Source organism: Halobacillus litoralis (assembly GCF_004101865.1).
GTDB classification, from domain to species: Bacteria; Bacillota; Bacilli; order Bacillales; family Halobacillaceae; genus Halobacillus; species Halobacillus litoralis_A.
The window spans coordinates 1,913,924-1,938,188 of sequence record NZ_CP026118.1 but is presented as its reverse complement, the minus strand read 5'-3'; the positions used below and the strand labels follow the sequence as shown (position 1 = coordinate 1,938,188).

Annotated in this window: 22 protein-coding genes and 1 riboswitch; of the genes, 13 read left to right on the top strand and 9 right to left on the bottom strand. The window is 42.6% G+C overall.

Going from position 1 to position 24,265, the window contains the following annotated elements; genetic code table 11:
• Positions 1 to 58: 58 nt before the first annotated feature.
• The 4 genes from HLI_RS09715 to HLI_RS09700 form a co-directional block, all read right to left on the bottom strand.
• Complete coding sequence (locus HLI_RS09715) at positions 59 to 1,453, bottom strand: ammonium transporter (protein ID WP_128524796.1); 1,395 nt, start codon at positions 1,451 to 1,453, stop codon at positions 59 to 61.
• Positions 1,454 to 1,481: 28 nt separating this feature from the next.
• Positions 1,482 to 1,823 carry a P-II family nitrogen regulator gene (locus HLI_RS09710; RefSeq protein WP_128524795.1) on the bottom strand — a complete coding sequence of 114 codons (342 nt, stop codon included), beginning with the start codon at positions 1,821 to 1,823 and terminating at the stop codon, positions 1,482 to 1,484.
• 212 nt (positions 1,824 to 2,035) lie between these two features.
• Positions 2,036 to 3,073, bottom strand: coding sequence for a ribonucleotide-diphosphate reductase subunit beta (locus tag HLI_RS09705; RefSeq protein ID WP_128524794.1), 1,038 nt, complete (start codon positions 3,071 to 3,073; stop codon positions 2,036 to 2,038).
• A 16-nt stretch (positions 3,074 to 3,089) separates the two neighbouring features.
• Entirely contained in the window at positions 3,090 to 5,324 is a 2,235-nt protein-coding gene (locus tag HLI_RS09700) for a ribonucleoside-diphosphate reductase subunit alpha (RefSeq protein WP_128524793.1), read from the bottom strand.
• A gap of 228 nt (positions 5,325 to 5,552) precedes the next feature.
• Positions 5,553 to 5,729, bottom strand: a riboswitch (cobalamin riboswitch).
• A 183-nt stretch (positions 5,730 to 5,912) separates the two neighbouring features.
• Between HLI_RS09700 and HLI_RS09695 the strand changes: the two genes are divergently transcribed.
• Positions 5,913 to 6,596, top strand: a complete 684-nt coding sequence (locus HLI_RS09695) for a class I SAM-dependent methyltransferase (RefSeq protein WP_128524792.1) — start codon at positions 5,913 to 5,915, stop codon at positions 6,594 to 6,596.
• A 65-nt stretch (positions 6,597 to 6,661) separates the two neighbouring features.
• Positions 6,662 to 6,808 carry a hypothetical protein gene (locus HLI_RS21595; protein WP_164908430.1) on the top strand — a complete coding sequence of 49 codons (147 nt, stop codon included), beginning with the start codon at positions 6,662 to 6,664 and terminating at the stop codon, positions 6,806 to 6,808.
• Positions 6,809 to 6,848: 40 nt separating this feature from the next.
• Here HLI_RS21595 and HLI_RS09690 read toward each other — a convergent pair whose 3' ends face one another.
• Positions 6,849 to 7,709 carry an alpha/beta fold hydrolase gene (locus HLI_RS09690; RefSeq protein WP_164908531.1) on the bottom strand — a complete coding sequence of 287 codons (861 nt, stop codon included), beginning with the start codon at positions 7,707 to 7,709 and terminating at the stop codon, positions 6,849 to 6,851.
• Positions 7,710 to 7,934: 225 nt separating this feature from the next.
• Between HLI_RS09690 and HLI_RS09685 the strand changes: the two genes are divergently transcribed.
• Positions 7,935 to 8,360 carry a pyridoxamine 5'-phosphate oxidase family protein gene (locus HLI_RS09685; RefSeq protein ID WP_128524791.1) on the top strand — a complete coding sequence of 142 codons (426 nt, stop codon included), beginning with the start codon at positions 7,935 to 7,937 and terminating at the stop codon, positions 8,358 to 8,360.
• A gap of 142 nt (positions 8,361 to 8,502) precedes the next feature.
• Here HLI_RS09685 and HLI_RS09680 read toward each other — a convergent pair whose 3' ends face one another.
• Together HLI_RS09680 and HLI_RS09675 are read right to left on the bottom strand one after the other, a co-directional pair.
• Complete coding sequence (locus tag HLI_RS09680; protein WP_128524790.1) at positions 8,503 to 9,384, bottom strand: cation diffusion facilitator family transporter; 882 nt, start codon at positions 9,382 to 9,384, stop codon at positions 8,503 to 8,505.
• 242 nt (positions 9,385 to 9,626) lie between these two features.
• The gene (locus HLI_RS09675) at positions 9,627 to 10,994 is read right to left on the bottom strand and encodes a DUF2254 domain-containing protein (protein WP_241655972.1); all 1,368 of its coding nucleotides are present in this window, start codon (positions 10,992 to 10,994) and stop codon (positions 9,627 to 9,629) included.
• Positions 10,995 to 11,163: 169 nt separating this feature from the next.
• Here HLI_RS09675 and HLI_RS09670 point away from each other — a divergent pair, with 169 nt between their 5' ends.
• Both HLI_RS09670 and HLI_RS09665 read left to right on the top strand, forming a co-directional pair.
• A complete protein-coding gene (locus tag HLI_RS09670) occupies positions 11,164 to 11,607 on the top strand; it encodes a GNAT family N-acetyltransferase (protein ID WP_128524788.1) in 444 nt (147 codons plus the stop codon).
• 84 nt (positions 11,608 to 11,691) lie between these two features.
• A complete protein-coding gene (locus tag HLI_RS09665) occupies positions 11,692 to 13,146 on the top strand; it encodes an aldehyde dehydrogenase family protein (RefSeq protein ID WP_128524787.1) in 1,455 nt (484 codons plus the stop codon).
• A 112-nt stretch (positions 13,147 to 13,258) separates the two neighbouring features.
• Here HLI_RS09665 and HLI_RS09660 read toward each other — a convergent pair whose 3' ends face one another.
• On the bottom strand, positions 13,259 to 14,431 hold the full coding sequence (locus HLI_RS09660) for a pyridoxal phosphate-dependent aminotransferase (RefSeq protein ID WP_128524786.1): 1,173 nt from the start codon (positions 14,429 to 14,431) through the stop codon (positions 13,259 to 13,261).
• A gap of 148 nt (positions 14,432 to 14,579) precedes the next feature.
• Between HLI_RS09660 and HLI_RS09655 the strand changes: the two genes are divergently transcribed.
• Complete coding sequence (locus tag HLI_RS09655; RefSeq protein WP_128524785.1) at positions 14,580 to 15,911, top strand: CoA-disulfide reductase; 1,332 nt, start codon at positions 14,580 to 14,582, stop codon at positions 15,909 to 15,911.
• 71 nt (positions 15,912 to 15,982) lie between these two features.
• A complete protein-coding gene (locus HLI_RS09650; protein ID WP_128524784.1) occupies positions 15,983 to 17,077 on the top strand; it encodes a nitric oxide synthase oxygenase in 1,095 nt (364 codons plus the stop codon).
• Between the two features lie 69 nt (positions 17,078 to 17,146).
• Here the strand turns inward: HLI_RS09650 and HLI_RS09645 are convergent, their stop codons facing one another.
• Complete coding sequence (locus HLI_RS09645; RefSeq protein ID WP_128524783.1) at positions 17,147 to 17,929, bottom strand: carbon-nitrogen family hydrolase; 783 nt, start codon at positions 17,927 to 17,929, stop codon at positions 17,147 to 17,149.
• A 121-nt stretch (positions 17,930 to 18,050) separates the two neighbouring features.
• On the opposite strand from HLI_RS09645, the gene HLI_RS09640 reads away from it, so the two are divergent.
• The 6 genes from HLI_RS09640 (at position 18,051) to HLI_RS09615 (ending at position 24,250) form a co-directional block, all read left to right on the top strand.
• Positions 18,051 to 19,796: a sensor histidine kinase gene (locus tag HLI_RS09640; protein ID WP_128524782.1), complete on the top strand. Its 1,746-nt coding sequence runs from the start codon at positions 18,051 to 18,053 to the stop codon at positions 19,794 to 19,796.
• Complete coding sequence (locus HLI_RS09635) at positions 19,793 to 20,527, top strand: LytR/AlgR family response regulator transcription factor (RefSeq protein ID WP_128524781.1); 735 nt, start codon at positions 19,793 to 19,795, stop codon at positions 20,525 to 20,527. The genes HLI_RS09640 and HLI_RS09635 overlap by 4 nt, the downstream gene beginning before the upstream one ends.
• Positions 20,528 to 20,817: 290 nt before the next feature.
• Positions 20,818 to 22,260 (top strand): carbon starvation CstA family protein, encoded by a 1,443-nt coding sequence (locus tag HLI_RS09630; protein ID WP_128524780.1) that lies wholly within the window; start codon positions 20,818 to 20,820, stop codon positions 22,258 to 22,260.
• A gap of 246 nt (positions 22,261 to 22,506) precedes the next feature.
• A complete protein-coding gene (locus tag HLI_RS09625; protein WP_128524779.1) occupies positions 22,507 to 22,782 on the top strand; it encodes a GNAT family N-acetyltransferase in 276 nt (91 codons plus the stop codon).
• Between the two features lie 13 nt (positions 22,783 to 22,795).
• Positions 22,796 to 23,266: a GNAT family N-acetyltransferase gene (locus HLI_RS09620; RefSeq protein ID WP_128524778.1), complete on the top strand. Its 471-nt coding sequence runs from the start codon at positions 22,796 to 22,798 to the stop codon at positions 23,264 to 23,266.
• Between the two features lie 102 nt (positions 23,267 to 23,368).
• Complete coding sequence (locus HLI_RS09615) at positions 23,369 to 24,250, top strand: diacylglycerol/lipid kinase family protein (protein ID WP_128524777.1); 882 nt, start codon at positions 23,369 to 23,371, stop codon at positions 24,248 to 24,250.
• The last annotated feature ends 15 nt before the right edge of the window (positions 24,251 to 24,265 follow it).

The window sequence follows — 24,265 nt, the reverse complement described above, 5'->3', positions numbered from 1 at the left end:
ACGAACTAATAGAAAAACCTCAGGTCATCCATTTTATGGATGACCTGAGGTGGTTTTTTTATTGGGCGGTTCGTTCTTTTTTTGGTTTTTGGTCGTTGTTCAAGCTGTCTAAGCGATGCAATAATCCAACACCGAAATCTGCATCCACACGAGGGTTGTAGTTTTCATTGAAGATTCCTCTGCTGGATTCGTATGCGGTAGATCCATGCTCGGAAAAATCGAGTCCGGAAACTTCTTCTTGTCTGGACACGCGGATGCCGACTGTACTTTTAATGATGAAAACCACGATGCCTGTTGTTAGCATTGTCCACGCGATGACTGCTAAAATCCCTACCGCTTGGATTCCTAGCAGGCTAAGGCCGTCCCCATAGAAGAGTCCACCTTCAACTGAAAAGAATCCGACAGCTAAGGTTCCCCAGATTCCGCAAACACCGTGAACGGCGATGGCACCTACAGGGTCATCGATACGAGCGATACGATCAAGGAATTGTACTGCTTCGACAAGGATGACACCAGCGATTAAACCGATGATGATCGCTCCGATCAATGAAACATTTGCAGTTCCGGCTGTAATACCTACCAGACCAGCTAGTGCACCGTTTAATGTCAGAGAAGCGTCAATCCTTTTGAATTTGGCATAAGAGTAAAAGCCAGAACCGATGATTCCAGCTGATGCTGAAAGTAGTGTAGTTGCGATTACGGAAGGGACCAGAGATGGGTCAGCAGCTAATGTACTTCCTCCATTGAAACCGAACCAGCCGAACCAAAGAATGAATACACCTAATGCACCAAGTGGGATATTATGTCCCGGGATGACGTTCACTGTTTTTCCGCTATATTTACCAAGGCGCGGTCCTAAGAACATGACAGCAACGATAGCACCGAGAGCTCCTGTCAAGTGAACGACGGTTGAACCTGCAAAGTCGACAAAACCAAGCTCGGATAACCAACCTCCACCCCAGACCCAGTGACCGACTACGGGGTAGATGAAACCTGTCATAACTACGGTAAGCAGAAGGTAAGAACCGAGTTTGATACGTTCAGCAACTGCACCTGAAATGATGGTGGCACAGGTGGCTGCGAAAACGGCTTGGAAAACAAAGAAGCCGATTTGATCTTCCTGGCCACTTAGCAGAAAGCCATCAATTCCGATTATTCCTCCGCCAGATGTTCCGAACATAATGCCATATCCGACAACGAAATAAAGTACGGAAGCAATGGACATGGTCATGAAGTTTTTCATCAAAATATTAAGTGCGTTTTTGGATCGGGTAAAACCCGATTCTACCATGGCGAAGCCTGCGTGCATGAAGAATACTAAGAATGCTGCAATCATAATCCAGGCCATATCCAAAGACTGCAAAACAGATTCGGCAGTCACGGCTGTTTCAGCACTAGCAATCATAGGGAAAGCGAGAATCGAAAATAAAAACAATGGAATAATCTTCTTCATAATTGAACCCTTCCTTCCGGGATGATAATTAAATTAATGCTTCTTTACCGGTTTCTCCTGTGCGGATACGGAACACTTCATCAATGGTGGATACAAATACTTTTCCGTCACCCACTTCGTTGGTAGCGCAAGTGTCCATGATGACATCGATGATCGATCCGAGTTCATGGTTTTCGACCACCATTTCCACTTTTACTTTCGGATATAATTTGACCTCGAAGCGACTGCCTCTGAAAATCCCCTCCTGGCCTTTTTGCTGTCCACATCCTGCGACTTCTGATACAGTCAGCCCTTTGACACCTATTTCATCCAGGTTCTGTCGTAATGTTTGGAACGCTTCGGGCCGAATGATCGCTTCCACTTTCTTCATGGAAAATGTCCTCCTTAAGATTATGTTAGCTTTTCTAACACATTAAGTAATGAATAAATATAATCATAAAGTAAATATTCTGAAAAATCAACAGGTTTTTCGAAGTTTATGTAAGAAAAGTTGACATCAAGTTTTGTTTGGATAAAAAAACCACCTCAAGCCATCCATTTTCTGGATGGCTTGAGGTGGTAGTTATTAGTAGTTCATCTGTGTTATAAGTCGTCAAATCCGTTACTGTCAGATACTTTCGTATATTGTCTGGATTTTTGCTCAAAGAAGTCGGATTTCCCTTCATCCACTTCCTGGTAGGCGCGTATCCATTTTAATGGGTTCTTTTTATAAGAAGGAAAAGGTTTTTCTGCACCTAACTGACGGCTTCTCGTATTAGCCATGAACCGGATGTAATCTTCTAGGTCCGTGATCGGGATTCCGGGGAACTGCTCACCAATGATGTGATGGGCCCATTTGATTTCAAGTTCCGCCGCTTTTGTGAATGTTTCTGTTACGAATGTCAGATACATTTCACGGTCTAACTCTGGGTTTTCATTCAATGTTTCTTTGAAAATCCTTGAAAATAAATTCACGTGTATTTGTTCATCTCTATTGATATAGTTGATCATTGTGCTTGTTGAGACCATCTTATTGTTCCTGGCCAAATTGTAGAAAAAAGCGAAGCCAGCGTAAAAGAACAATCCTTCTAATACAACATCATAGACAATCGAGCGCAGGAATGTATCAATCGATGGATTTTCATCGAATTCCTGGTAGCCATCTGTAATGAATTGATTTCTCTCCAACAGAACTTCATCATGCTTCCAGTACTCGAAAATTCTCTCTTGTTCACCTTGGTCCACCAGAGAGGAGAGAACATAGGAATAAGATTGGTTATGGACGACTTCCTGAAAAGCGAGTACTTGCATCAAAGCAGAAAGGCTCGAGTCCGTTAAATAATCAGCAATTTTACCTGAGTAATCTGTTTGAATGGAATCGAGAAAAGCGAGCAGTCCGATTATTTTTTTAAATGACGCTTGTTCTTTTTCAGAGAGCTCCGGCCATTGTTTCAAGTCATTGCTCATATTGATTTCATTCGGAATCCAAAAGTTGGAAAGCATGTTTTTATACATCGGATAGGCCCAAGCAAAACGAGTATGATCCCAATTCAGCACGTTCGAGCTTTTTCCGTTAATTATTCCTGTAGATGCGTTCGGAGCTTCGTGGTCGACTAATTTCCGTTTTTGTATCGTCTCCATTAAGATTACCTCCTTGTTATGATGAGCAACTTTCGCAGTCGTCATACTCGCCTTGACTTGACGTGGACCTGGTATAATAAGTCGTTTTTAAGCCTTTTTTCCAAGCATCCAAATGGATAGCTAATAATTCTTTTGCCTGGATCGTGTTCGTTACATAGATATTGAAAGAGATTGATTGATCAATGAATTTTTGGCGTATGCTATTTTGATGGATACTCGTATGCTGGTCGATCTCATATGCTGATTTATAGTAGCCATACGTTTCATGATTCAAGTCAGGGGCGGTGACGGGAATCTTGTAGTCTTTTTTCTCTTCGGAATAAAACTTCTTAAAGATTGGGTCAATGCTGGCTGTGCTGCCTGCAATTAAAGATGTACTGGAGTTTGGAGCCACCGCAAGAAGGTAGCCATTTCTCATACCGTCCCGAGCAACCTTGTCTTTTAAGGCTTTCCAGTTCCATGAACCGTATTGGTCAAACGTTCGTTTAACAAAAAAATCCCCATTTTGCCAGTCGGATCCTTCGAAAAGGGGGTAACTGCCTTTTTCAACGGCCAAATCACTGCTTGCTTCAATCGCATAATAAGCGATAGCCTCATACACTTCTTTCGTATAGTCCAGTGCCTCTTCTGATTCCCAGGCGATTTTCTTTTTCGCAAGCAAGTGGGCCCACCCGAATGTACCAAGTCCCACGCCGCGGTAGTTTTGGTTCGTCAATTGGGCTTGAAGCACAGGGATCGTATTTTGTTCAATAACATTATCAAGCATGCGGACTTGTATCGGTATCAGTCGCTTTAATACACCTTCTGGTACCGCTTTTCCTAAGTTGATACTTGATAAATTACAGACGACGAATTCACCTGGTGTTTGGACGGTGATTATCTTTCCATCTTCCACGTATTGTTCGTTTTGGGTAGTCGGGCTTTGGTTTTGAGCGATTTCTGTACAAAGATTGCTGCAGTAGATCATACCCACGTGGTGGTTAGGATTCATTCGGTTTACTTCATCTCTGTAAAACATATATGGTGTACCTGTTTCGAGCTGGCCGACCATAATTCTCTTCATGATCTCGATGGCTGGCACGGTTGTTTTTGATAGGGCAGGGTGGTCGACACACTGAAAATACTTTTCCCGAAAAGATCCTTTGCCGCGTTCTTCATCAAAATGATCTTCCAATGAAAAACCCATCACTTCTCTAACTTCATGAGGATCGAATAAATACCAATCTTCGCGTTTTTCTACAGTCTCCATGAACAAATCAGGGATAGAAACTCCAGTAAATAAATCATGGGTACGCTGCCGTTCGTCCCCATTGTTCAACCGACTATCTAAAAATGGGAAAATATCTTTATGCCAGACATCTAAATAAACAGCAATGGCCCCCTGACGTTGACCGAGTTGATCTACGCTTACAGCCGTATTATTCAATTGCTTCATCCAAGGGATCACTCCTGAAGAAACACCCTTGAAACCGCGTATGTCGCTGCCACGACTTCTGATTTTACCTAAGTAAACACCGATTCCGCCTCCATGTTTACTTAAATTAGCGATATCTGTGTTGCTGTCATAAATCGATTGTAAGCTGTCATCGACGGTATCAATAAAGCAGGAGCTTAGCTGTCCGTACCTTTTTCCGGCGTTTGCAAGAGTGGGGGTAGCTACAGTCATATACAAATGACTCAGCGCCCAATAAGCTTCTTTCACTAAGTCGATTCGTTTGTGTGTTTCTTCTTGAGACATGAGGACCATGGCTATGATCATAAACCTCTCCTGGGGAAGTTCATAAAATTCCCCCTTCTTACTACGGGCGATGTATCTGTCACTCAGTGTCTTCAAACCGATATAAGTGAATTGACGGTCGCATTCCGGGTCGATCGCAAAGGAAAGTTCATCAATTTCCGCTTTTGTGTAGTATGTAAGAAGATTCGTGGAGTAAATTTCTTCATTGATCAAACGTTCAATCAAACCAAAAAAATCTTGATAAGGTTCGTTTGTGTTTCTGTTCATGACGGCCTCTTCATACATTTGTTCAAGCAGAATACGACTAGCGACGAAGGTCCAGCCAGGTTCAGTTTCATCCACTTCGGCCAGGCATTCCAGGATTAAAGTTTTTGACTGTTCTGCTTCGTTCAATTGCGCAAATCCCAGGTCGGGTAATTTATCAATGAGTCGCTGGAGTTCAAGTTTCGGATAATCATTCTTCCACTTGGTCATTTTTTCCTTCCAATGGGTCTCTTTCGTAAGTACACTCATTTTGTCACTCCTTTTATCATAACTGTGTCTATTCTTATTCTTGTCGATAATTCCACTAATTACGGTAATAAAAATGAAGAATCGAGTTTCAGGAATATCAACTTTGATAAATAACACAAAAAAATCCGCTCACGGAAATGAGCGGATGAAACCATGGAACGAAGAGAGGAAAGCGTTCAGTATGTCCTCGTTCCATCGTTTCATCTTCTCAATCCCCGAAGAAGTTGAAACTACCGACGAACAAAGACAGGTCTCCTGGCTGACACTCGATCTTACTCTGATCCTTCCCGTGCGTTGACACAGTGGAACCTCCATTTCGCGAGTGTTTACAGTTGCGGGGGCAGCTCCGGACTTTAACCGGATTCCCTATTAAGCCTTGTGGCATCTTTCATTCGTAAATACTATATATAGGTGTGTTTTTTTAAATTGTTAGCTTATATTGTGTTTTAATCATAACGGAGAAGCAGAAATCATGCAACTCTTTTTTCTTTGAATTATATTGATGCATACTGAATTCTTATGAAAAAAAGCAATGTTTCTTTATAATGAAAGCTGGGATGAAAGATAATATGAAGGGGGATTAGAGCGATGGGAAGCGAATTTAATTGGCATGAAGAAGCGGAAAAACAATGGGATGATCGTTCAGAAATGTGGAGCTCGAAAAGTCGGGTGATGTGGGAAGAAGGAAGCAGAAGTACAATCGTTCCTTTTTTAAAACAACATATAGGGAAAGGGGCTATCGCTGATTTAGGGTGTGGGGATGGTTTCGGATCCTATCTTCTCTTTCAGGAAGGGTTTGAAGTTACGGGAGTAGACCTATCAAAGGATATGATTGAACGGGCGAACTCACGTATCCAGAATGAAGGTTTATCGTTTGTTCAGGGGGATTTGACGGATTTACCATTTCAATCAGAACAATTCGATGGAGCCATGGCCATCAATTCACTTGAATGGATTGAAACCCCCTACAAAGGGCTGGAAGAAATAAAGAGGATCTTAAAACCCGGCGGCCGTCTATGTATCGGTTTGCTTGGCCCGACAGCTATGCCGAGGATTAACAGTTACCGTAGGCTTTATGGGGAAGAGGTGATCTGTAATACGATGATGCCCTGGGAATTAAGAAAAATGGCAGAGGAAACAGGGTGGAAGTGTATTGACGGTCAAGGAGTCTATAAGCGGGGGGTAGAAGAAACCCATTTACATACGCTTGATGAAGAAATGAAACAGGCTCTGACATTTATGTGGTTATTCATATTTGAGAAAAATGGATAACGGAGTGAAAAAGGCTGTATGATTTTAAAGACCTTCTCATAAATTCAAACATGAGGAGGGTGAATGTGATGGCATGGGTCCAAACATTCTTGTCCATTCGGTTCGTGTTTATCGGATTTTTCTCGCTGACAGCATTGGGTTTGATGGTCTTTCAGTCTATTTCCATCTTTCAAGCGTTCGTAGAGTTCTATGAAGTGCTGCATAGAAAATAAAAGGAACCGGGTCCTTTGAGTAGGTCCCGGTTCCTTTTGTTTAGTTTTGCTGTTCCCAAAGAAATTTACCGAGCAGAAGGTCTACTTCAGCTAGCTCATGGAGCCCTGAATGTGATGCTTGTTTGTTATAAACCATTTCTTCTTGATATTGGCCGAATGGGACAATATCCTGTAATCCTTTTACACTTGATGCGTGGACAAGTCCATCCCAATGGAGTTGTTCTGGGGCTTCTTTGTTGATGATGCCTGCTATGGCCAGTACATCAACATGGGGAGGGAATTGATTCTTTTTTTCAATCATCTGTACTAATGCTTCTGATTTTGGCTGTAAGTCTGTGGTTGCTTCTCCATAGTTTGATTTAAAATATCCTTCTTTGCTAATGCCTTTGAACGGGCTTGCGATAACGGCCAGTTTTTCGACTTTAGGAGCTGTGAATTCTTGAGCGTTCAAAAGGTAATTGGCAGAAATTAATCCACCCATTGAATGTCCGATGATATTTACTTGCTGTATTTCGTAGTCATATTTCAACCGCTGCATGATACCTTCAAGCCAATGCGTTTGGCTATTAATGCTGGCCCGGTTGTTCTCAAACAACACTTGAATGAATGGGGTTCTGGATTGTTGGATACCACCTTGAATGGTTAGGTCGCCGTCTGATGCTACATAAATAACCATCTGCTTTTTCCCCCATTCCAGGCTTTGCATCCGGTCAATCATCGTTTGGAAGCTTCTAGGACCTCCTTTGTATCCGTGGATAAAGAGGGTCGGGGTCATTTCCTCTTTATCAATAGGTTCTGAGCTGCTGGATTTGGAATTGATCATAAAGAAAATCAACCCGATTAGAATGGAACCTACCAGAAGAGAGAGCCATTTCATTATCGATTTATTTGCTGAAATCATTGGTGTTCCTCCTGAGAATTATAAATCCTTGTTCTAGTGTAAAAGAATAACATAGCCGAAAAAACAGGTTATGGGAAAAAAGAATGACAAAGTGATGACTATATACTATAGCATACCCTTGATGCCTTAGAGCATGTTATCGACCCATCTGTTGGTTTATCTCTTTTCTTTCAGGGAAAACTGAAACTGTACTGAATAACAAGGATTACAGAAAGGAGCTTCCCTTTGAATCAAGAACAATTGAAAAAGAAAATTTATAACATCATGGATCAACACACTGTAGGAACGCTTGCGACTGTCAAAGATCAGAAGCCACATTCTCGCTTCATGACGTTTTTCAATGATGATGAATTTACTTTCTACACGCCAACCAATAAAGAAACACATAAAGCGGAAGAAATTGAAGCGAATCCTCATGTCCATATCCTTATCGGTTATGAAGGGGATGGGTACGGAGACAGCTATTTGGAAGTCGAAGGACAAGCAAAAATTCGAGATGATCAAAAAATCAAAGATTGGCTTTGGTCTGAGCGAATGGAACGCTGGTTCACTGGAAAAGGAGACCCTGACTACATCGTTCTTGAGGTCATGCCGGAAAATATCCGTTTGATGAATGCTGATGGAGATACACCAGAAACCTTAGATTTGTAAGAAGAAGGGGTCAGCAGATTGCTGACCCCTTCTTTGGTTTTGGGAACTCCTCGAGGGCATAAGCAAGCCTTTTGCTGTTGCGAAAACTCCCGTCACTTCAAAGGTGTGCTTATGCTGTTAAGTGGCCGGTTCCACTTTCGTGCTATGAAAGGGAACATGATTCATCTTCGTATTCGATCTCGATGGTGACATGCTCCAATTTAATCGGGCCAAGGATTTCTTTCGCTTGTTCTTTCACGTTGCAAACCTCCTGCTTAGTGGCGGCAGCGGGTACAACAATATGAGTGGAAAACGCATGGTTCTCTCCGTCCATAGACCATAAATGGGTATGGTGAGTGGAGTTGACGTGCTGGATCTTGTTTATTTTTGTAATAAGGTCATCCAAATCGATATGGTTCGGGACCCCTTCTAAAAAGAGCCGCATCGTCTGGACAAGGTTTTTGATAACATTGTAAAGGATGAAAAGCGTAATTCCTATAGAAGCTATAGGGTCAAGAATTGGCAGGTCTGTAAAAAACATGATTACACTGACTATAAGGACAGCCAACCATCCAAGGACATCCTCCAACATATGCCATGTCATCACTTTTTGGTTCATTGAATCCCCGCCTCTAAGCTTGAAAACCGCGGCACCATTGACGACGATCCCCAATAGGGATAAGAGAATCATACCTCCGGCGTTCGGTTGTTCCGGATTCAATAACCTGGGTACAGCTTCTGTCAAAATGAAAACAGATCCGACAATCAATACGACACTGTTGATTAAAGCAGCAAGCAATGAAAAACGCCTGTACCCGAAAGAAAATTGCGGAGAATGATCTTTATTAGAAAATTTTTGTAAGAACCAAGCTAAACCAAGTGATAATGAGTCCCCTAAATCATGCAAAGCATCTGATAAGATAGCCATGCTGTTTGTTAGAATACCGCCAATCAATTCAATGATCGTGAAAGCGAAGTTCAAGAAAAAAGCGATTTTAATTTTTCCGGTAGTTGAATCGACATGATGGTGGTGATGATGGCTCATTTTTACACCTCCTTATAATGTATGAGCATATGTGCATATATTTAATTTATGAAATGATGGAACATTTGTCAATGATGTTGATTTTCCTAGGCTTTCCATATTAGCACCACCTGATTCCAGAGAGAGGAGCACATGTCCGATTAAGAAGAAAGGAAGCACTTTATTCATAACAGGATACAGCCCATAAGTTAGAAAACGCCCAGCCTGATGTGGCTGGACGTTACTGTTTGTTTACATACCTATCAACTTACAGGATAGAAGCGTCGATGAATAGCATAGTAGTCGAGCTGGTGACCTGTGATGTCCGCCAGACGTTCAACGGCTTCAAGCAGGAAAGTTTTGTCGAGTTCATAGATGACTTTAGTTTCAATGTGATCCAGAGTATTGCATGCAAATTCCCAAAGCATCTGATGTTTGGATTCGTCGATAGATTCAGCAACCAACGCAAGAGCATCAACCATTTCAGTGATGATCAAATGATTATCACGTGCATAGTGACGAATATAGCCAAAGCCACGGTATACGTAGGAAGCGAAGGACTCATTCAGTAGAATAACTCTCACCTGTTCCTCTTTATCCATCAAATAAGGTGTGAAAGTAATGTAATCCTCGACAGTGAGCATCAATTCTGCCATTTGATGAAGCGTGTTGATTGCGGACTTTGGGTCATCATTTCCCAATGACTTGATCGCTATTTCTGCGAGCTTATGCATACCCATTTGGATATCCTGCAATTCCGTTTCTTTATGACCGATATTGATCATCTTACAATACTTTTCCTCATCGATGTTTTCAGATCCTGGCCCCCAATAGCTGAGCAACTGGTTTTCTTTAAGGATATAATCTCCAATTTGAGAATGGAATTGAATAAGAATGTTATCTTTTCGAGCCTCAGCAATCATACTCCGATAGTCCACTAATTGGATATAGCCGGAACGGTGCGCTTTTATGCTTATCGCTTTCTTTCTTTCTTCTTCCAATAGATCACCGGGTTCTTTGGTACGGTATTGTTCCAAATCCTTGCGTAAAGTTTGGTTAATGATTTTTTCGGACGATTTTTTCATCGTATCGGTGATGTTATGGACCTGCATCCAAGTGGTTGCATGATTGATAAAGTAGATGAACGTGACTGCAGATGTGAATGCTAAGAATATTGTTGCAATGGGAACGGCAACATAGGTTTCACGCTCTGTATTACCTATGAAAAGAAATACTAAAAGAACATATACAAAATTCCCATTAAATACTCCGAGCGCGTGTTGTGTACGCTTGTCTGCTACAAAGTTAAGCAGCATCCGGGGGGAGAACTGGCCACTGAATGTGGTAAGAACGACAAGCAAGGAGTTTAATGTGAAGGCACTAAGTGTCAAGATGCCTCCGATTAAAGTGCTGACTAGTATTCTGGTTATTTCTGCATTGACTTGAAAGAATTGATACGTATATTGGTTGATTTCCAAAACTAAGTCAAGGACCAGTGTCACAGCAACGAATAAAACAGCCAACAAAATGTAATAAAAAGGCATGTACCATAAAGTCATCTGTACTTCATGTCTCCGTTGACGTTTGGACATCTGAAAATACTTTTTTACTGATGGTGGTAATAAGTTCATAAATATAATAGCTCTCCTCCTTTCGATGGTGATAGGCTGTAACCATATCTTCCCCTCCCCGCTATACTTTCAAACGAAAAATATGTGGTGAAATAAATCTCTTTATTTTGTCAATATTCAAAGGGTTTAGTATATTTGTAATAACGTATGAAAGGAAAAGGTGATGAGGATGAATTGGGTGCAGAAGCGGTTTGATGAATTGACGAAGGAGGAATTATACAAAATATTGATGGTAAGAGTGGCTGTGTTTGTGGTAGAGCAGAACTGCCCATATCCAGAGGTGGATGGACGGGACGAAGACAGTTTACATATATGGTTGGAACAAGAGGAGCGGATGATCGCTTATTGCCGTATCGTACCTCCACATGAAGGTCAGGCGTACCATAGTATTGGTAGAGTATTAGTTACACAAGGAAGCCGGGGAGAAGGTTATGCGACAGAGATAATGAACCGTGCTATTGATTTCTTGAAAAAAGATTTGGAAGTAGATCATATCTGGCTGCACGGCCAAGAACATTTACGGAATTTCTATGGATCTTTCGGTTTTGAAGAAGTGTCAGAGGTGTATTTGGAAGATGGCATTCCCCATGTGGACATGTTGATGAAAATATAAATCTTTGATTTCGTCTCTTGTTTTGCACTATACAATAAGGGGAACCATAACTCTGTAACCAGTATCCAATGGAGGTATGAATTTATGAGTCCTAAGACATTTACTAAACAATATATCAACGGCCAATGGAAGAGTGGTTCAAGTGAGAAGTATGTAGACAATGTCAATCCATATACGCAGCAGACGATTGTGTCCATTCCTTCAGCAAATGAAGATGATTTGAATGAAGCGTATGGTGCAGCGGAAGAAGTTCAGAAATTCTGGATGGAAATACCCCCAGCACAAAAACAAGACTATTTTGATCAATTGCTCAAAGTTGTAAATGAACGGAAAGAAGAAATCATTGATTGGTTAGTAAAAGAGGCAGGAAGTACACTCATAAAAGCAGAAGTGGAATTTCAAGCGGCTGCCGGTATCATCCGGGAGGCTTCCAGTTTCCCGACAAGGATGACAGGGCAAATTCTGCCATCGAATACACCAGGAAAAGAAAATAGAGTATACCGTTCACCTAAAGGAGTCATCGGTGTGATTGGCCCATGGAACTTCCCGTTTCACCTGGCGATGAGATCGATTGCTCCAGCTATTGTCACGGGAAATACCGTTGTAGTTAAGCCAGCTTCTGAGACTCCGGTTACTTCGGGTTTATTGATTGCGGATCTTTTTGAAGAAGCAGGATTCCCTCAGGGGGTCCTTAATGTCATCGTAGGGCGAGGTTCTGAAATCGGGGATGCTTTTGTTACCCATCCAGCAGCTAAGTTGATTTCTTTCACTGGTTCTACAGAAGTCGGGAGTCATATTGGAGAATTAGCAGGGAAATATATTAAGGACACTGCTCTTGAACTTGGTGGAAACAATGCGATGATTGTTCTGGACGATGCTGATATTGATAAAGCCGTTGACGCAGCTGCTTTTGGAAAGTATTTGCACCAGGGGCAGATTTGTATGTCATTGAATCGGATTATTGTTGATGAAAGTGTCCATGAGGATTTTATCGAAAGATTCAAAGAAAAGGTCGAGAGTTTGAAAGTTGGAGATCCATCTGAAAGGGATACAGTTATTGGTCCACTCATTAATAGCGGTGCAGTGGAACGAATCCAGGCAGACCTCAATGCTAGTATCGAAGAGGGAGCAGAAGTGCTCACAGGAGGCAAAGCGGATGGCAGTGTCTTTCAACCGACTGTTTTGACAGGGGTTACGAACGATATGCCTGTCGCTGAAAAGGAAATGTTCGGTCCTGTATCTTCCATTATTAAAGTCTCTTCAGAAGAAGAAGCGATAAAGGTTGCGAATGGAACGCCTTATGGTTTAAGCGGATCAGTCTTCACCCGCAATGTCCACAGAGGAGTGGAAGTTGCGAAGCGTGTGGAAACAGGTATGATTCACATTAATGATCAATCAGTAAATGATGAAGCGCACGTGGCTTTTGGAGGAGAAAAAGAATCGGGCACTGGCCGGTTTGGCGGCGAATGGGCATTGGATAAATTCACGACGGTCAAATGGATCGGAGTCATGAACGGATACCGTGAATTCCCGTTTTAAATGCTGAAAACTAAGAATAATTGTAATGTGTAGTTCGGTTTGGAGTACAAGGGGACTTGTACTCCTTAACTGAACTTCTTTTATCTTTGCCATTTGCATGCAGGGTGGAATTTTAGGAATTGGCAAACTGTTTAAAACGCTCAACGGCATCTTCCAATGTTTCATTTGAATTATTCAGTCCGATTCGTACATAACCTTCACCATGATCACCGAAGCCGATTCCCGGGGCAACAAAAAGACCAGTACTTTCAAGGAGGTCATCTGCAAACTTTTGTGAAGTATAGCCTTCAGGTACTTTCAACCAGACGAAAAAGGAACCTTTACATGGCTGCACGTTATAACCGGCTGCCTCTAACCCTCCAACGAGGAGATCGCGTCGTGTTTCATAAGTATCTCTTAAGTCGTTTACACATTCCTGCGAACTGAGCAAAGCTGTTGAAGATGCTTCTTGAAGGGCTCCGAAAATGCTGCAGAAATAGTGATCCTGGATCAGTTCAATGGCATTGATGACACTAGGATTACCAACGACAAAGGCCATGCGCCATCCTGCCATGTTATAGGTTTTAGACATCGTATAGACCTCTACACCAACCTCTTTTGCCCCTTCCATCTGCATGAAGCTCAACGGTTTTTCCCCATCAAATCCGATGGCACCGTATGCGAAATCATGGACGACACATACATCGTGTTTGTCCGCTTCAGCAATAGTTTTCTCGAAGAAAGAGGCATCAGCTACGGCCCCGGTGGGATTATTCGGGTAATTAAGAAACATCATTTTCGCTTTGTTCCAGCTATCCTCATCAATCTGATCATAGTCTGGAAGAAATTGATTTTCTGCTAGTAAAGGCATGGATTTCATTGTTGCGCCGACCATTTCTATGCCAGACCAATAATCCGGATAGCCAGGATCTGGAACGAGAGCCACATCACCTGGGTCCAGCAAGCATTGGCTTAATTCCACGAGCCCTGTTTTACTCCCTGGCATGATGGCGACCTCTGTATTAGGATCGAGGTCGACATCGTATTCATTTTTGTAGTATTCTGCAACGGATTTTTTAAGGAAATCGAATCCGTGGAAGGGAGGGTACTTGTGGTAAACAGGCTTTTCAGCTGCTTCTTGTAAGGATTTCACAATGTGCCCGGGAGTCGGTTGATCCGGGTTTCCTTGCCCCAAATTCAATACATCATGACCTTTGCTTTCAAATGCATTTAATTTATTGACGAGTGTTGCAAAGAATTGATCAGGAAGACGTTGTAATGCTTTCGATTGCGGAAACTGTTTCATAGCGATCACCTCAGAAGTGTTTTTTAAATAGTCAAACAAAAAGATATTATCGATAGTGTAACATGCTGAATGTTCGAGTGGGAATAATACAAGCATAGAAGATTAAGTTAAACAGGAAAAAAGATGTGCACGAAGAAGGAGTGATTTTATGAGATATATCATTATAGGCGGTGACGCTGCAGGTATGAGTGCAGCGATGCAAATCGTCAGGAATAGCCAGGAGCATGAAATTGTGGTGTTCGAGAAAGGGGAGATCACCTCCTACGGTCAATGTGGCTTACCTTATGTATTGAGTGGAGACGTAGAAGCGACCGAGGATCTGATTGCGCGCACACCAGAGAGGTTCCGGTCTAAATATGGGATTGATGTAAGAACACTTCATACGGTAACGAAGGTGGATTGCGACCATAAAATCGTTTATGGAAAGAAACAGGAGACAGGGGAATCATTTGAAGAAAAATATGATCGTCTACTAATTGCAACTGGAGCGTCTCCGGTCGTCCCACCATGGGAAGGACGTCATTTGGAGGGAATTCATACTTTAAAAACTATTCCTGATATTGAACGAATCATGAAAGCGACCACTCATGAGGTAAGGCAGGTCACAATTATTGGCGGGGGCTATATCGGATTAGAAATGGCTGAGAGCTTCGCATCTCTCGGAAAAAGAGTCCGAATCATCGACCGTGGTCCACAATTGGCAAAAATTTTCGATGAAGAGATGGGAGAACTCGTCCACGAAGAAGCAAAAAGAAATGGAATCGAGCTGCATTTGGGAGAATCTGTAGAAGTCTTCAGAGGTGAGGAACAGGTTGAAAGGGTCGTGACAGACAAAGGCGAATATGCGACCGACCTTGTTTTAGCAGCCGTAGGAGTCACTCCTAATTCCGCATTTCTGGAGGGAACAGGAATTTACAAGGGCCTAAAAGATGCCATCGAAGTAAATGCCTTCATGGAAACAAGCATTATGGATATTTATGCGGCGGGGGATTGTGCGATCCAGTATCATCGAATCAAACAAAAAGGAGACTATATTCCACTTGGTACGCATGCCAATAAACAAGGGCAAATTGCAGGACTGAATATGATAAACCAAAAAAAGGCTTTTCAAGGTGTAGTGGGGACTTCGATTTTGAAATTCTTCGATTTGACCCTTGCACGGACAGGGCTTTCAGAGAGAGAAGCAAAACTGGAAAACCTTCCATACAAGACGGTATCTCTTGATTCAACCCACGCAGCCGGGTACTACTCTAAAAAAAATCCAATGACACTGAAACTGGTTTATCATACGGATTCCCGCCAGCTCCTGGGAGGACAGATCATTGGAGGTGAAGGCACAGATAAACGGATTGACGTATTAGCGACGGCACTTTTTCATAAAATGACGGTGGAAGAGCTCCAGGACCTTGATTTGTCTTATGCTCCACCCTATAACAGTGTCTGGGACCCTCTCCAGCAAGCTTCGAGAAGGGCGGAATAACTTCTTTATATTATAGGGGGCACCTGATTTGTGATACGATTGGTAGAGCAACGTACAGGAGGCATCATGTTTTGGATACCGAATTATATAGAAATGCAGAAGCGTTCATCCGCCAATACTATCGAGAGTCTGACCTGCTGAAAGTGGAGCAGAGACTGAAAACTATAGAGAGAGAAATTCAAGACACAGGTACTTATGAACATACATTTGATGAGTTGGAATATGGAGCGAAAGCAGCTTGGAGAAATAGCAATCGCTGTATCGGTCGATTGTTCTGGAATAGTCTTAAAGTTTTTGATGCCCGTCATTTGAAAACTGAAGAAGAGATATGTGAGGCATTATACGATCACTTGGATTATGCCACGAACAATGGACGGGTCCGTTCAACAATTACGATATTCAGGCAAAGCACAAAGGCGAATGAAATTCGATTATGGAACCATCAGCTTGTCAGGTATGCAGGTTATGAAGTGAACGATACAATCATAGGTGACCCTGATTCAATTGCATTCACAAAAAAGTGCCAGCAACTTGGATGGAAAGGAAAGGGTGGGGCGTTTGATGTCCTGCCCCTTGTCATACAGGTAGATGACCGTCCGCCGAATTGGTTTGATATACCCTCTGATAAAGTGAAGGAAGTTCCACTTCGGCACCCGGAATACAAGTGGTTTGAGGTTTTAGGAATAAAGTGGTACGCCGTTCCGATCATTTCGGATATGCGCTTAGAGATTGGTGGAATTGATTATACTGCCGCACCTTTCAACGGATGGTATATGGAGACAGAAATAGGCGCCAGAAACTTAGCTGATGAGTTCCGCTATAATCTTTTACCTGTTGTAGCAGAGGGGATGGGGCTGGATACGAAGCGTAATACGACGCTTTGGAAAGATCGGGCTCTCCTGGAGTTGAATCAAGCAGTACTTCATTCTTATAAAATGGATAAAGTGAGCATGGTCGATCATCATACCGCTGCTCAGCAATTTCAATTGTTTGAGAAAAAAGAGCATGCGTGTGGTCGACAGGCTACAGGAGATTGGACATGGCTGATCCCACCGATATCCCCGGCTTCCACTCCTATCTTTCATTCGTCATATGAAGACCGGATGGATACACCGAACTATTTTTACCAGGATGCAGCATATAAAGAAAACCTTCAGGCTAAATAATCGCCTGAAGGTTTTTGGTTTTGCAAATTTAAAATTGCCAACTGCGGCACAATGGAAATGAACATTTGTTTATTCATATAAGTCTGGTCGTCGGTCCTGAAAAATCGGGATTTGTTCACGAATGGACTCTACCGCTGAGAAGTCGATCTCCGCGTAAAGAATTTCTTCATTCTCCCCACCTTCAGCAACTACGTTCCCCCATGGGTCCACGACAATGGAATGGCCTCCGAAGGTATTGTTTGGATCTGCGCCGACCCGGTTGCAGGCGATTACAAAGCATTGATTTTCAATAGCACGGCTGATTAATAAGTTGCGCCAGTGATCGACTCTTGGCTTTGGCCATTCGGCAACGACGAATAACCCGCGTGAGCCATTCAACATGTGGGTGCGCATCCATTCGGGGAATCGGATATCATAACAAATCACTCCAGCAACAGGGACATTTTCAAGGGTGAAACTACCTTTCTGATTTCCGGATAAAAGGTGTTTCTCTTCATTCATCAGGCGGAACAAATGAGCCTTACGATATTTCAAGATTCTTTCTCCAGTTGCATTGTAGGCTACAAATGTATTGTAATATTGACCCTCATCATTCTCAGCGATGGAACCCGCGATGGTCACTCCGTACTGGCTGGCTAAATCTTTGATTAGCTGGTGCGTCGGACCATTCATATCTTCTGCGATTTCGTTGAACCGGGAAAGGTCATATCCTGTCGTCCACAGTTCAGGCAACAAGATGACCTCGCTTTTTTTTTTCGCAGCTTCTTTGATTTTTTCAGTTGCTTGCTCTCGGTTAGCTTCAGGATCTCCGAAAGCGATATCCATTTGAAGGATTGCTATTTTAGTTGTCATCCTATCACCTCTCGTTTTTCCTTAGTGTATCAAAAAAATCTGCTGGATTCCTCCCCTTTGTATGAAACGTTTTCAAGCATGCTACAATAAGAATAAATTCAGCAGGAGAGGAAGAGAAGCGATGTTTGAATTGTTTCTCCCGATGCTCGAGCGTTTAGGCATCATTGTCACAGTGGCTTTCATCATCACGAGATTCCGATTCTTTCGAGAATTGATCGATCAAAAAAAATTGAATTATAAACAACAGTATACGGCGATTGGTGTATTTGGGTTATTCGGAATTATCGGTACTTATACAGGCATCACTTATGATACGGCTACAGTTGAATTCGGAAGGTGGGCATATAACTTAGGCGGGTCAGAAGCGCTTGCGAATTCCCGCGTCATCGGAATCGTTGCAGCTGGCTTGTTTGGAGGCTACCGGATTGGTATCGGGGCAGGGTTGATTGCAGGACTCCATCGCTTTTCCTTAGGAGGATTCACAGGTTTTGCCTGTGGGATTTCTGCAGTGGTGGCAGGTGTCATAGCTGGCTTTTTTCACAAAAAAGGACAACCATTGAAGCTGAAAACAGCCCTCCTGATCGGCGCTTTAGCCGAAACCGTTCAAATGGGGCTCATAATGCTCGTTTCCACCCCTTTTTCACGTGCCTGGTCTCTCGTGCAAGAAATTGGGTTACCTATGATTGTCGCTAACGGGGTCGGTTCAGCACTTTTCTTATTGATTATACGTAACGTGTTGAATGAAGAAGAAAAAGCGGGAGCTCTACAAGCACAAAAAGCCCTTAAATTAGCAGAGTCTACAGTAGCTCACTTACGAAAAGGCTTGACGAAGGTGTCGGCTCAGCAAGCCTGTCAAATTATTTATGATGAAGTGCAAGTAAGCGCAATTTCTATGACTGATCATGAAAAAATCCTTGCTCATGTCGGGCAGGCAGACGATCATCACAAATCCGGAATACCGATTCAAACGGATGCGACAAGAGAAGTGATTCAAAAAGGGGAAATGGTAATAGCCCGCCACGGCGATATCCATTGTCAAAATCAGGATTGTCCGCTTGGGGCTGCAGTCATTGTACCGTTGAGAAGACGTCAGAATGTAGTTGGTACCTTAAAGTTCTATGTTCACTCAGAGAAAGAAGTTTCAAACGTTTTGCTGGAATTAATTCAAGGTTTAAGTGCTTTGCTAAGTCAGCAGTTAGAGCTTGCAGAAGCTGAAAAAGCAGAGGAGTTGGCTAGGGAAGCAGAAGTGAAGGCACTTCAAGCTCAAGTGAATCCTCACTTTTTATTCAATTCGTTGAATGTGATCGTTTCATTGACTAGAAGTGAACCGGATCGGGCTCGCTCTTTATTAATCGCTCTGTCTAGATTCTTCAGACAAAACCTCGGGGCGACGACGAATACATGGACGTCATTGAAAGAGGAATTGAAGCATGTGAAAGCATATCTACTCATAGAAGAAACGCGGTTTGTCGATCAATTACATGTCCGGTATGAAGTGGAGGAAGCTGCCCTTTCAGCCAAAATCGCTCCATTGACGTTGCAACCGTTAGTTGAAAATTGCATCAAGCACGGCATCAAAGATCAACAGGGCGATGCCACGATTTTGATCAAAATCATCAGACAAGGCAAAGGAGTACACATCATGGTCGAAGATAATGGAACAGGAATAGATCCAGAACGACTGGAAAAGGTCGGTTTGCAATCGGTCGATTCAGAGAATGGTACGGGCCTTGGCCTTTATAATGTTAATAAAAGGTTAGAACTTATGCATGGGGAGGATGCCAAGTTACACATCACAAGTAACCAGGGACATGGAACATGCATTTCCTTTTTCCTTCCTCTTCCAGAGCAGGAGGTCTTTGCATGAAAGAGAAAATCAAAGCACTTATCGTCGATGATGAGCGTTTCAGCAGAGAAGAACTGAGCTATTTATTAGACACTTACGAACAGATAGAAGTGATCGGGGAAGCGGGTTCAGGTGATGAAGCCATCATGAAAACTCTCCAATTGCAACCAGATGTTCTCTTCCTGGATGTGGAAATGCCGAAGATGGATGGAATGGCTGTGTCGGGATCTGTTCACGAACTGAAAAAAATCCCTGAAATTATCTTTGCCACGGCTTATCCGGATTTTGCGGCGGAAGCATTCCGTCATGAAGCACTTGATTATCTACTTAAGCCTTTTGATGAAGAACAGTTGGGTGAGGCCATCCAACGACTAGAGAAAAAACTGCACCGGAGAGCATTTTCACCACCGCAGGAACCGCAACCCACCAAACTTGCTGTAGAAGGTGAAGATACCATTGATTACTTAAATCCGAATGAAATCATGTACGTATCTCGAGAGGATAGAGTCACCAAAATTGTCGGTAAAACGAAGGTGTATGAAACGAAATCAGCTTTGAAAGAGGTGGAGGAACGGTTGGATCGTTTTTCATTTTTCAGGATCCACAAAAGTTTTCTTGTCAATTTAGATCACATTCACCGATTGACGCCATGGTTCAATGGAGCCTATCAACTTGAGCTGCAAGGCACAGATGAGAAGCTTCCAGTCAGCCGTAACTATGTAAAAGGATTAAGAAAAAAATTAGAACTTTAAACGTGGTCACTGAAAAATCCTTCTCAATCTAGTGGGACTATTAAAGTCGCTGTTGCTTCCCATTAATCGCTTGTCGGTGGATGCTTACCACGGACACAGCCTCAGGCGTTACCACCGGACGATCATCGTGGAATCAATAATGCCCTCCTATAGACCGGACTGTCTTTCAGTCCGGTTTTTTCACATCTTGAACGTATATTACGACATGTCAGACAGTAACAATCCTCATGAAAACGCTCTCTTGATATATTGTTTGTAAACGATTTCAAAACGGTGAGGGAGGAATTACTATGATAACTTTTTTAGTAAGTATTGCACTATTGATTATAGGTTATTTCACCTATGGAAAATATGTAGAGAAAACGTTTGGTCTTAATCCAGAACGCCAAACTCCGGCATACACCCATAGCGATGGTGTAGATTATTTGCCGATGGGGGAAAAGAAGAATTCGTTGATTCAACTCCTTAATATTGCAGGGGTCGGTCCCATATTCGGTCCGATATTAGGTGCCCTTTATGGACCTGTCGCCTTTTTATGGATTGTACTTGGCGCAATTTTCGCTGGAGCCGTCCACGATTACTTGACAGGCATGATCTCCATCCGTAATCGTGGTGCCCATTTGCCTGAACTTGCTGGTAAGTTTCTCGGGAAAGTGATGAAGCACGTTGTCAATGCTTTTGCTATTCTACTATTGATACTAGTCGGGACGGTATTCGTCACTGCACCTGCGGACTTGCTTCATAATATGACGAGCAGCTGGTTGGCGCTTCCTGTTATTCTTGCTGTCATCTTCGCTTACTATTTATTAGCTACAATGCTGCCGATCGATAAGATCATCGGGCGTTTTTATCCGATCTTTGGCGCACTTCTGCTCATTAGTGCAATTGGAGTCGGGGTATCCTTAGTCGTGACAGGAGCACCGATCCCGGAATTGACATTCACGAATATGCACCCTGATAATGCCCCGATCTTTCCATTATTGTTCTTGACGATTTCATGTGGAGCTCTTTCTGGTTTTCATGCGACTCAAACACCGATTATCTCAAGGACAACCCAACAAGAAAAACAGGGACGTCGTATCTTTTACGGCATGATGATTGCAGAAGGTGTAATCGCAATGATTTGGGCAGCAGCCGCTATGAGTCTTTTCAATGGTTCTGGTGGACTGAACGAAATCCTTGCGAGTGGTGGTCCTGCCGCAGTTGTAAGTGAAGTATCGGTTGCAATGCTTGGTGCAGTCGGTGGAACACTAGCTATTCTTGGTGTCATCATTCTTCCGATTACATCTGGAGATACAGCATTTCGAAGTGCTCGGATGATCATTGCTGATTATCTGAAAGTGTCCCAGAAAAAAGTCGTAAGTCGTATCTGGATTGCCCTGCCGATGTTCGTCATCTCTTTCGTCTTGACGCGCATTGACTTTACACTGCTTTGGAGGTACTTCTCCTGGGCAAATCAATCAACAGCAGTGATCGCTCTTTGGGTAGGTGCGATGTACTTATTCTTATCTCGTAAAAACTATTTCATCGCTGCAATTCCGGCAACATTCATGACGATGGCGACTTTCACCTATATCATCAACGCTCCTATAGGTTTTGGATTACCGATGAACGTATCCTATATTTTAGCCGCTATTATCACCGTTGCTATTGTGACAGCTTTCTTCATCGCTGCCCGTCGTCAATTGGATCGGAATATTCCACTTGAAGAAGAATTGAAAACGACAGCGTAAAGGAAGAGCCCATTTCATTAAAGAATCAATATCAGGAACATCCTTCTACTAGCTGTCCCGCCCAGTTGAACATGCTGGCAGTCAAGCATCCATTGAATCTCTCTCAATGGGTGCTTTTTTGAATGAAAAAGAAAGTGTTTCAAGTAACTGATCAATTTATTAGGAGCGCACTGGGGTTTTTGCATCTGTTATGTGTTTTTCTTCTTTGGGAGAGGGTATGCTGTTAGGGAAAGGAGAGATTTATACATGGAACAAAAGATCCAAGAGAAAAAAGGCAAGTTTTATATCGGTGAGGAAAATGAACCTAAAGCACAACTTTTGTTTGAAGAGCAAAACGGGGTCATGACCATCACCAGTACAGAGGTGGATCCTTCAGAACGGAAGCAGGGTTTAGGGAAGGATCTCATTGATTATGCCGTCAACCATGCAAGAAAACATAAAGAAAAAATTGATCCTGTATGCTCCTTTGCTCATGATGTTATTAAAAATACCCCGGAATATCATGTGGTTTGGATGAAATAGAGGGGGACATGGCATGGTCAAGATCCGCGAACCTGAAGAAAAAGATCTGATGCACTTTACCAGGTACGCCGTTGAATTTCTTCATACGATGGATGCAGGCAAATCAGAAAGACGAACATTGAATGAACGTATAAAAGAACGTAAATATTGGGCAGCAGACCAGTTTTTAGCTCGCGATCCGAAGCAAAAATTGCTGTTTGCAGATATGGATGGCAGAATTGTCGGCTATATTCTTGGTACGATTGATAAGGAATCGGAAGCAAAAGTCTATGGATATATCCGCGAATTATTCGTCGATGAATTTTATCGAAGAGAGGGGATAGGCACAGAACTTTCTGATGCCTTATTGACGTGGATGGATGAGCAGGAAGTGAAGTCGATACAGGTCGGGGTGAAAGCTCAGCAATCTCGGGTGAATGACTTCATTCGTGCTATTGGATTTATTCCGGTAAGTACCTTATATGAATATCAGAAAAAGTCATAATCACTAAGCACCCTTTAACTTAATTGTTAAAGCAACTTTGAAAATGAATTAAGTCAGTAAGGATTGGTTGAAAGCAGTGGGTATTTGAGGAGGAATGTAAACGTGAAGAAGGCTATGGTGATTGTGAATCCTTCATCCGGAAAGGAAGAAGCACTTGATCATGTGGAAAGAATTCAGCGAATACTAAAGGAAAAAGGCTACGGAGTGGAAGTTGCACAGACAGAGAAAGAATTGGATGCCACGAATTATTGTCAGGATGCCTGTCATAACGAATTCGATCTTGTCGTTTCCCTGGGGGGAGACGGTACGCTCAACGAAACAATCAACGGTATGGTCGATCAGAACCACAGGCCGTTATTAGGCATAATTCCATTAGGGACAGTGAATGATTTTGCCAGAGCTTTAAATATTCCTTTGGATGTGGAGGAAGCTATCGATGTTCTGCGTTCAGATCGTTCGAAAAAAGTAGACATCGGCCGTTTCAACGATCGTTATTTTGTCAATATCGTAGCTGCTGGAGCATTAGCAGAAGCTACGTATGAAGTAACTCAAGAACAAAAGACAAAGTTTGGTCCATTAGCCTACATCATGGAAGGGATGAAAACCTTGACCTCTAACAACAGTTACCCTTTGAGGATTGAACATGATGGAGAGAAATGGGAAGGGGATTCTTTCCTGTTCTTAGCAGCTTTGACCAATTCGACAGGGGGTTTTGAAAAACTTTCTCCTGAGGCTGAAGTGGATGATGGTGCTATCCATTGTTACATCGTTCCTCAAATGAACATGATTCGTCTGGCCGGAATTGTAACGGCCATTCTAAGAGGGGAGCTTAAAAACGATTCGGAAGTTCACTATTTTACTGCGCAAGAAGTAAAACTTACTTCTGAAGACGACTTAGTGACAAACGTTGACGGTGAGGAAGGCGACCATTTGCCTGTGAATCTTAAAATTATGCCTTCTCATATTGATGTCATTGTTAAATAGAAACAGAAAAAGCTG

Bases quoted from the DNA above. Each gene is read 5' to 3' on its own strand.
- HLI_RS09715 (WP_128524796.1), bottom strand. From the start codon at position 1,453: ATGAAGAAGATTATTCCATTGTTTTTATTTTCGATTCTCGCTTTCCCT.
- HLI_RS09710 (WP_128524795.1), bottom strand. From the start codon at position 1,823: ATGAAGAAAGTGGAAGCGATCATTCGGCCCGAAGCGTTCCAAACATTA.
- HLI_RS09705 (WP_128524794.1), bottom strand. From the start codon at position 3,073: ATGGAGACGATACAAAAACGGAAATTAGTCGACCACGAAGCTCCGAAC.
- HLI_RS09700 (WP_128524793.1), bottom strand. From the start codon at position 5,324: ATGAGTGTACTTACGAAAGAGACCCATTGGAAGGAAAAAATGACCAAG.
- HLI_RS09695 (WP_128524792.1), top strand. From the start codon at position 5,913: ATGGGAAGCGAATTTAATTGGCATGAAGAAGCGGAAAAACAATGGGAT.
- HLI_RS09690 (WP_164908531.1), bottom strand. From the start codon at position 7,709: ATGATTTCAGCAAATAAATCGATAATGAAATGGCTCTCTCTTCTGGTA.
- HLI_RS09680 (WP_128524790.1), bottom strand. From the start codon at position 9,384: ATGAGCCATCATCACCACCATCATGTCGATTCAACTACCGGAAAAATT.
- HLI_RS09675 (WP_241655972.1), bottom strand. From the start codon at position 10,994: ATGAACTTATTACCACCATCAGTAAAAAAGTATTTTCAGATGTCCAAA.
- HLI_RS09670 (WP_128524788.1), top strand. From the start codon at position 11,164: ATGAATTGGGTGCAGAAGCGGTTTGATGAATTGACGAAGGAGGAATTA.
- HLI_RS09665 (WP_128524787.1), top strand. From the start codon at position 11,692: ATGAGTCCTAAGACATTTACTAAACAATATATCAACGGCCAATGGAAG.
- HLI_RS09660 (WP_128524786.1), bottom strand. From the start codon at position 14,431: ATGAAACAGTTTCCGCAATCGAAAGCATTACAACGTCTTCCTGATCAA.
- HLI_RS09655 (WP_128524785.1), top strand. From the start codon at position 14,580: ATGAGATATATCATTATAGGCGGTGACGCTGCAGGTATGAGTGCAGCG.
- HLI_RS09645 (WP_128524783.1), bottom strand. From the start codon at position 17,929: ATGACAACTAAAATAGCAATCCTTCAAATGGATATCGCTTTCGGAGAT.
- HLI_RS09640 (WP_128524782.1), top strand. From the start codon at position 18,051: ATGTTTGAATTGTTTCTCCCGATGCTCGAGCGTTTAGGCATCATTGTC.
- HLI_RS09635 (WP_128524781.1), top strand. From the start codon at position 19,793: ATGAAAGAGAAAATCAAAGCACTTATCGTCGATGATGAGCGTTTCAGC.
- HLI_RS09630 (WP_128524780.1), top strand. From the start codon at position 20,818: ATGATAACTTTTTTAGTAAGTATTGCACTATTGATTATAGGTTATTTC.
- HLI_RS09625 (WP_128524779.1), top strand. From the start codon at position 22,507: ATGGAACAAAAGATCCAAGAGAAAAAAGGCAAGTTTTATATCGGTGAG.
- HLI_RS09620 (WP_128524778.1), top strand. From the start codon at position 22,796: ATGGTCAAGATCCGCGAACCTGAAGAAAAAGATCTGATGCACTTTACC.